General features: G+C 67.1%; 6 protein-coding genes. 1 reads left to right on the top strand and 5 read right to left on the bottom strand.

The window, feature by feature from the left end:
- On the bottom strand, nt 1-866 hold an 866-nt coding region (locus tag QZV84_RS05320; RefSeq protein WP_292826426.1), incomplete at its 3' end, for a 2-isopropylmalate synthase.
- Between the two features lie 310 nt (nt 867-1176).
- On the opposite strand from QZV84_RS05320, the gene QZV84_RS05315 reads away from it, so the two are divergent.
- Nucleotides 1177-2706, top strand: coding sequence for a S1C family serine protease (locus QZV84_RS05315; protein ID WP_292826423.1), 1530 nt, complete (start codon nt 1177-1179; stop codon nt 2704-2706).
- Nucleotides 2707-2724: 18 nt separating this feature from the next.
- Here the strand turns inward: QZV84_RS05315 and era are convergent, their stop codons facing one another.
- From era to QZV84_RS05295, 4 genes are read right to left on the bottom strand one after another with little or no spacing between them, the layout of a single operon-like run.
- Nucleotides 2725-3660, bottom strand: coding sequence for a GTPase Era (gene era, locus QZV84_RS05310; protein ID WP_292826420.1), 936 nt, complete (start codon nt 3658-3660; stop codon nt 2725-2727).
- Nucleotides 3660-5018 (bottom strand): hemolysin family protein, encoded by a 1359-nt coding sequence (locus tag QZV84_RS05305; protein WP_292826418.1) that lies wholly within the window; start codon nt 5016-5018, stop codon nt 3660-3662. The genes era and QZV84_RS05305 overlap by 1 nt, the downstream gene beginning before the upstream one ends.
- Nucleotides 5015-5485, bottom strand: coding sequence for an rRNA maturation RNase YbeY (gene ybeY / locus QZV84_RS05300; protein WP_292826416.1), 471 nt, complete (start codon nt 5483-5485; stop codon nt 5015-5017). The genes QZV84_RS05305 and ybeY overlap by 4 nt, the downstream gene beginning before the upstream one ends.
- Nucleotides 5482-6516, bottom strand: coding sequence for a PhoH family protein (locus tag QZV84_RS05295; protein WP_292826429.1), 1035 nt, complete (start codon nt 6514-6516; stop codon nt 5482-5484). Before QZV84_RS05295 ends, ybeY begins: the two co-directional genes overlap by 4 nt.
- Between the last annotated feature and the right edge of the window lie 57 nt (nt 6517-6573).

Genomic DNA, 6573 nt, shown 5'->3' with positions numbered 1-6573 from the left:
TTGCCGGTGCGCTCGCCGTTGCCGAACAGGCAGCCCTCGATGCGGTCGGCGCCGGCCAGGTAGCCGAGCTCGGCAGCGGCGATCGCGGTGCCGCGATCGTTGTGGGGGTGCAGGGACAGGATGACGTTCTCGCGGTGCGCGAGGTGGCGGCTCATCCACTCGATCGAGTCGGCGTACACATTGGGGGTCGCCATCTCGACGGTCGCCGGCAGGTTGATGATGACTTTGCGATCGGGCGTCGGCTCGAAGATCTCGATGACCTGGTTGCACACCTCGACGGCGAACTCGAGCTCGGTGCCCGTGTAGCTCTCGGGCGAGTACTCGTAGTAGACCTTCGTCTCGGGGATGCGCGTCTCGAACTCGCGACACAAGCGAGCGCCCTCGAGCGCGATGTCGATGATGCCCTGCTTGTCGGTGCGGAAAACCACCTCGCGCTGGAGCACGCTCGTCGAGTTGTACAGGTGCACGATCGCCTGCTTGGCGCCGGCGATCGACTCGTACGTCCGCTCGATCAGGTGTTCGCGCGCCTGGGTCAGCACCTGGATGGTGACATCGTCGGGGATGGCATCCTCCTCGATCAGGTGACGTACGAAGTCGAAGTCCGTCTGACTGGCAGAGGGGAACCCGACCTCGATCTCTTTGTAGCCCATGCTCACGAGGAGGTCGAACATGATGCGCTTGCGCTCGGGGCTCATCGGGTCGATGAGCGCCTGGTTGCCGTCGCGCAGGTCCACCGCGCACCACCGCGGCGCCGCGGTGATGCGGGCATCGGGCCACGCACGGTCAGGCAGGTGGACCGCGAGCTGGTCGTGATAGGGCCGGTACTTGTGGATCGGCATGCCCGAAGGCTTCTGTGAATTGTCCATGATGTCGCTTGCTCTCTCGTCAGATGAGGCGGGCCAACAGCAAGCTCCGCGACGAGGAGGGCCCTAGAACGAGGACTCGTCGCGGCGACTAAGAAGAAGTCGACCGAAGCGCATGTCTCCAGGCTACACCCGTGCTCGGGTGGTGCGCGAATCTCCGCCGGCATGAGGGCAGACAGCACGCACTCTTCCTGCCAGAATGAGCACCATGTCGGGACGACGCCCCGGCATGGTGTGATTCGGGGATCGCGCCGACCTTGGGGGCCGCGCGGCGAGATCCTTCTCATCGATTGGGCGCCCACGGGAGGCAGCCGTGTTCACGCAGGATCACTCCGCGGGGCGTCGACTGGCCGGTGCGGCCGCGATTCTCGCCGTCGGCGGATTCGCCTTGTCTGGCTGCTTCGGCGGTGCGCCGGTGGTCGAGCCGAGCTCGGACGCCGCCGGATTCGACGACCTGGAGTCCGCGACCGTCTACATCAAAGGTCAGGGCACCTTCATCGATCCGGGCACCCTCGACGACGCCGAAGGCGCGTGGATCGGGTCGGGCTTCCTCGTCAGCGAGGACGGCCTCGTGATGACGAACAATCACGTCGTCACGGGCGCTGGGACGCTCAATGTGTACATCGGGGGCGACCAGGGCCAGGAGACTCGTGCGACCGTCCTCGGTGCGTCCGAATGCCTGGACCTCGCCGTCATCCAGCTCGAAGGGAACGGCTTCCCATTCCTCGACTGGCACGACGGTGACATCAAGACCGGTCTGGACGTGTATTCGGCGGGGTACCCCCTGGGCGCGGCTGAGGAATTCACCCTCACGCGCGGCATCGTGTCCAAGGATGACTTCCCGCTCGATACCCAATGGGCATCGCTTGACCACGTGATCGAGCACGACGCCCGCATCCGCGGAGGCAACTCAGGAGGACCGCTCGTCGATCAGGATGGCGCACTCGTGGGTGTCAACTACGCCGGCGACGACAGCCTGGACTATAACTTCGCGATCCACCGGGATACCGCCGAAGAAGCGCTGCCCAAGCTCGCAGCTGGTGAGAGCGTCGACTCGATCGGCATCAACGCCAAGGCCTGGGTCAGCGAGGACGGGACGATGGCCGGGGTCTGGGTCTCGTCGGTGGATGCCGGTGGCGCCGCGGATGCTGTCGGCATAGAGCCCGGCGACCTCGTGTTCAAGCTTGCGGGGGTGAGCGTCGGCACCGACGGGACGCTGGCGGACTACTGCCAGGTGCTGCGCACCCAGGGCAGCGACGGCACGATCGACCTCCAGGTGTATCGTCCTTCGACCGATGAGCTGCTGGACGGGCAGATCAACGGCGACGAGCTGGTCGTGACCGCGAGTGATGTGTTCGGCGGCGGCCCCACCGACACCGGGGGGTTCACCACGGTGACCGACGACTCCGGGGTGCTGAGCGTGTCCGCCCCCGCCGAGTGGGCGCAGGTGGACGGCACCGGCTTCCCGGACGACGCCGGGAACCAGTGGCTGGGCGTCTCGGCGGCGCCGAACCTGCAGGCGTTCTGGGAAACCTACGAGGCCGCGGGCCTGCAGCTGATGGGCGTCGAAGGCGCGGGTACGAGCGCGGAGGACATGCTGGCGACAGTTTCACAGGGCTTCGACGGCGCCTGCTCGCCCGTCGAGACGGGTGCACCGTATGACGACGGCCTGTACGCCGGCGTCTACTCGGAATGGGAGTGCGGCACCAGCACCAGTGCGATCGTCGTTTCGACCCTGGACAGCGGCGGCAACAACGTCGTGCTGATTCTTCAGCTGCTCTCCGACTACGACAAGCAGGAGGCGCTGCCCGAGATCCTGGCGACCTTCCAGGCGAACTTCTGAAGCCTGAGCGAGCGCTATTCAGAACCCGAGGCGGCCGAGCTGCTTGGGGTCGCGCTGCCATTCCTTGGCGACGCGCACATGCAACGAGAGGTAGACACGCGAGCCGATGAGCGGTTCGATCTGTGCGCGGGCCCGCCGGCCGACGTCGGCGAGTCGCGAGCCCTTGTGGCCGATGATGATCGACTTCTGACTGTCTCGCTCCACGACGATGTCGGCGAAGATGTCGGTCAGATCGGAATCCTCGCGCTTGGCGATGTCCTGCACGACCACGGCGATCGAGTGCGGCAGCTCGTCACGCACGCCCCCCAGCGCTGCTTCGCGGATGATCTCTGCGATGCGATCGTCGATGGACTCATCCGTCACGACCCCCTCGGGGTAGAGGGCGGGTCCCTTCGGCATGAGTGAGAGCACCTCGCCGGTGAGCACGTCGAGCTGCTCGTTCGTGAGTGCCGACAGCGGGATCACCGCCGCCCAGTCGTCGCGCAGGGCGTCCACCTCGAGCAGGCGCGCGGTGATCTGCTCGCGGGAGGCGGCATCGGTCTTCGTGACGATCGCGACCTTCCTGGCCCGACGGTACCCGTCGAGCGATTCGGCGATGCGCCGGTCGCCGGGCCCGACCTTCTCGGTCGCGGGCACGCAGAAACCGATGACGTCGACATCGCCGAGAACCTGCTCGACCAGATGGTTGAGGCGCTCCCCGAGCAGCGTGCGAGGGCGATGAATGCCGGGCGTATCGACGATCACGAGCTGGCCGTCGGTGCGGTTGAGGATGCCGCGGATCGCGCGTCGGGTCGTCTGCGGCTTGTCGCTGGTGATCGCGACCTTCTCTCCGACGAGCGCATTCGTGAGCGTCGACTTGCCTACATTCGGGCGGCCGACGAACGTGACGAAACCGGAGCGGAAGACGGGGTCCGATCGGGAGGCAGTCGGAGGGTCTGCAGGCGTTGCGGGCATCATTCGCCTCTCTTGGCGCCGCTCTTGGCGGTGCCGATCTCGCCGGTGCCGATCTCGCCGGTGCGTGGTGTGCGGCCGCCGCTGGAATCGTCGGCCCGCGCGTTCGCACTGCTGCGTTCCACGAACACCGTCGCGAGCCCTCGTCCGCGGCCGCGCGAGGCGCCGCCGGTCATGACGAGTCCCTCGTAGTCGGCGGTGGCGCCGGGCTGCGGCACGCGTCCAAGGGCCTTTCCGAGCAGGCCGCCCACCGAGTCAACGTCATCGTCGTCGAGTTCGATGCCGAACAGGTCGCCGACCTCATCGAGCCCGAGCCTCGCGCTGACGCGGTATCTGCCGGGTCCCAGTTCGACGACCTCGTCCGCGCGCGGGTCGTACTCGTCCGCGATCTCACCGACGAGCTCCTCGATCAGGTCCTCGAGTGTCACGAGCCCTGAGACTCCGCCGTACTCGTCGATGACGAGACACACATGCACGGCTTCCCGCTTCATCTGCTGCAGCAGGGTCTCGGCTTTCATCGATTCCGGCACGAAGACGGCCGGGCGCGCTATGCGGTCGATGGGCGCGTCGCGCCAGCCGGCTTCGTCGCCGAAGCCGAACTGCACGAGGTCCTTCAGGTAGAGCACCCCGACCACGTCGTCCGCGTCGTCGTCGACGATCGGAATGCGTGACACGCCCTTCTCCAGAAAGATCGCCATCGCGTCGCGCGTAGAGGACGACGCGTCGACGGTCACCATGTCGGTGCGAGGCACCATGACGGCGCGCACGAACGTGTCAGTGAAATCGAACACGGAGTGGATCAGCTCACGGTCGTCCTCTTCGATGAGCTCGTTCTCGGCCGCCTCGTCGATGATGCTGAGCAGCTGCTCCTCGGAGGCGAAGGATGAGCCTCGCGCAGCGCCGGGAGTCACCCTGTTGCCGAGGGCGACCAGCCCGTGCGCGAGCGGGCCCAGGAAGATGCGTACGCCGCGGATGACCGGCGCCGCGCCGCGCAGCAGCCCCTTGGCGTGCTGCCGGCCGACCGTGCGGGGGCTCGCGCCGACGACGACGAACGAGATGCCGGTCATCAGCACCGCGGCAGCGAGCATCGCCCACCAGATGCTGTCGAACAGGATCGTGAACGCGACCGTGACCAGCACGGCGGCCGCGGTCTCGGCGAGAATGCGGATGAACAAGACGGCGTTGGAGTGCGCCTCGGGGTCGATCGAGATCTTGCGCAGCGCGGCAGCGTTGCGCCCGCTCGCGCCCAGGTCGGCGAGGTCGGCGCGAGAGGTGACGGTCAGCGCCGCGTCGATCGCAGCCATGAGCCCGCCGAAGGCGACCAGCAGAACGGCGGCGACCAGGAGCAGCGCCGCGGTCATGCGCGCGATCGTCGACGTTCGGCGACGTGGAAGGTGAGGATCAGGTCGTTCTGCAGACCGAACATCTCGCGCTTGTCCTCCGGCTCCGCGTGGTCGAATCCGAGCAGGTGCAGCAGTCCATGCGTGGTGAGGAGGATGAGCTCGTCCATCGTGGAGTGCTTGGCCGCGGCCGCCTGGGTCTCGGCAACCTGCGGGCACAGGACGATGTCGCCGAGGAGACCCGCCGGGGTGGGCATGTCCTCGGTGCCGGGGCGCAGCTCGTCCATGGGGAAGCTCAGGACGTCGGTCGGGCCCGGCTCGTCCATCCACTGGACGTGCAGCGCCTCCATCGCCCCTTCGTCCACCAGCAGGATCGCGACGTCGGCGTCGGCGCTCACGTGCAGCTCGGCGAGGTTGTGCTCCATCAGGCGCAGGAGGACAGTCTCGTCGACGGCGAAGCCGGACTCGTTGCTGATCTCGATCGTCATGATGAGCGGCCTCGCCGGGGAAGGTGGTCGCGCGGACCCGACGAACGCGGCGCTCCGGCGCGCCGATCGGCGCGGTTGGCGAACTCGGCGGCCTCGTCGCGCTCACGACGGCTGGCCAGGCGATGCTCGTCGTACTCCGTGTATGCATCAACGATCCGGCCGACCAGTGAGTGTCGGACGACGTCCTCGCTGGTCAAGTAGGCGAAGTGGATGTCTTCAATGCTGTTCAGCACCCGGGTCACCAGTCTCAGACCCGAGGCGCCCATCGGGAGGTCGACCTGCGTGATGTCGCCGGTCACGACCATGCGCGTGCCGAATCCGAGCCGGGTCAGGAACATCTTCATCTGCTCGGGCGTCGTGTTCTGCGCTTCGTCGAGCACCACGAACGAGTCGTTCAACGTCCTGCCGCGCATGTACGCGAGCGGCGCGACCTCGATCGTCCCGCTCGCCATCAGCTTCGGCACGATCTCGGGATCCATCATCTCGTTGAGTGCGTCGTAGAGCGGGCGAAGGTACGGGTCGATCTTGTCGTTCAGCGTGCCGGGGAGGAATCCGAGCCGCTCCCCCGCCTCGACGGCCGGACGGGTCAGGATGATGCGGCTGACCTCCTTGCGTTGCAGGGCCTGCACGGCTTTGGCCATCGCCAGGTAGGTCTTTCCGGTTCCGGCGGGACCGATTCCGAACACGATCGTGCTCTCTTCGATCGCATCGACATACGCCTTCTGGCCCAGTGTCTTCGGGCGGATCACTCGCCCGCGGGTCGACAGGATGGCCTCGCCGAGCACTTCGGACGGTCGCGGACCGCCCTCGGACTGCAGGATGCGATTGGACGAAGACACGTCAGAGGGGCCGAGGGCATGGCCGGCCCTCGTCATCGCGAGCAGTTCGTCGACGAGTCCGCGCGCAGCAGCAACCGCTGCGGCATCTCCCGTCAGCGTGATCTCGTTGCCGCGCACGTGCACGTCGACATCGGGGTGCTCGCTCTCCACGACGCGCAGCAGCCGATCCTGGGGACCGAGCAGCTGCACCATCGCGACGCCGTCCGCGTAGACGCGATCCACGGTGCTGCCCGGCGCGGTGTCGCCCCA

Origin of the sequence: Microbacterium sp. (assembly GCF_011620715.1) — a bacterium.
In the GTDB taxonomy this organism is placed as follows: Bacteria; Actinomycetota; Actinomycetes; order Actinomycetales; family Microbacteriaceae; genus Microbacterium.
Note: the sequence above shows the minus strand (reverse complement) of the source record. Positions and strands in the feature narration are given on the sequence as shown.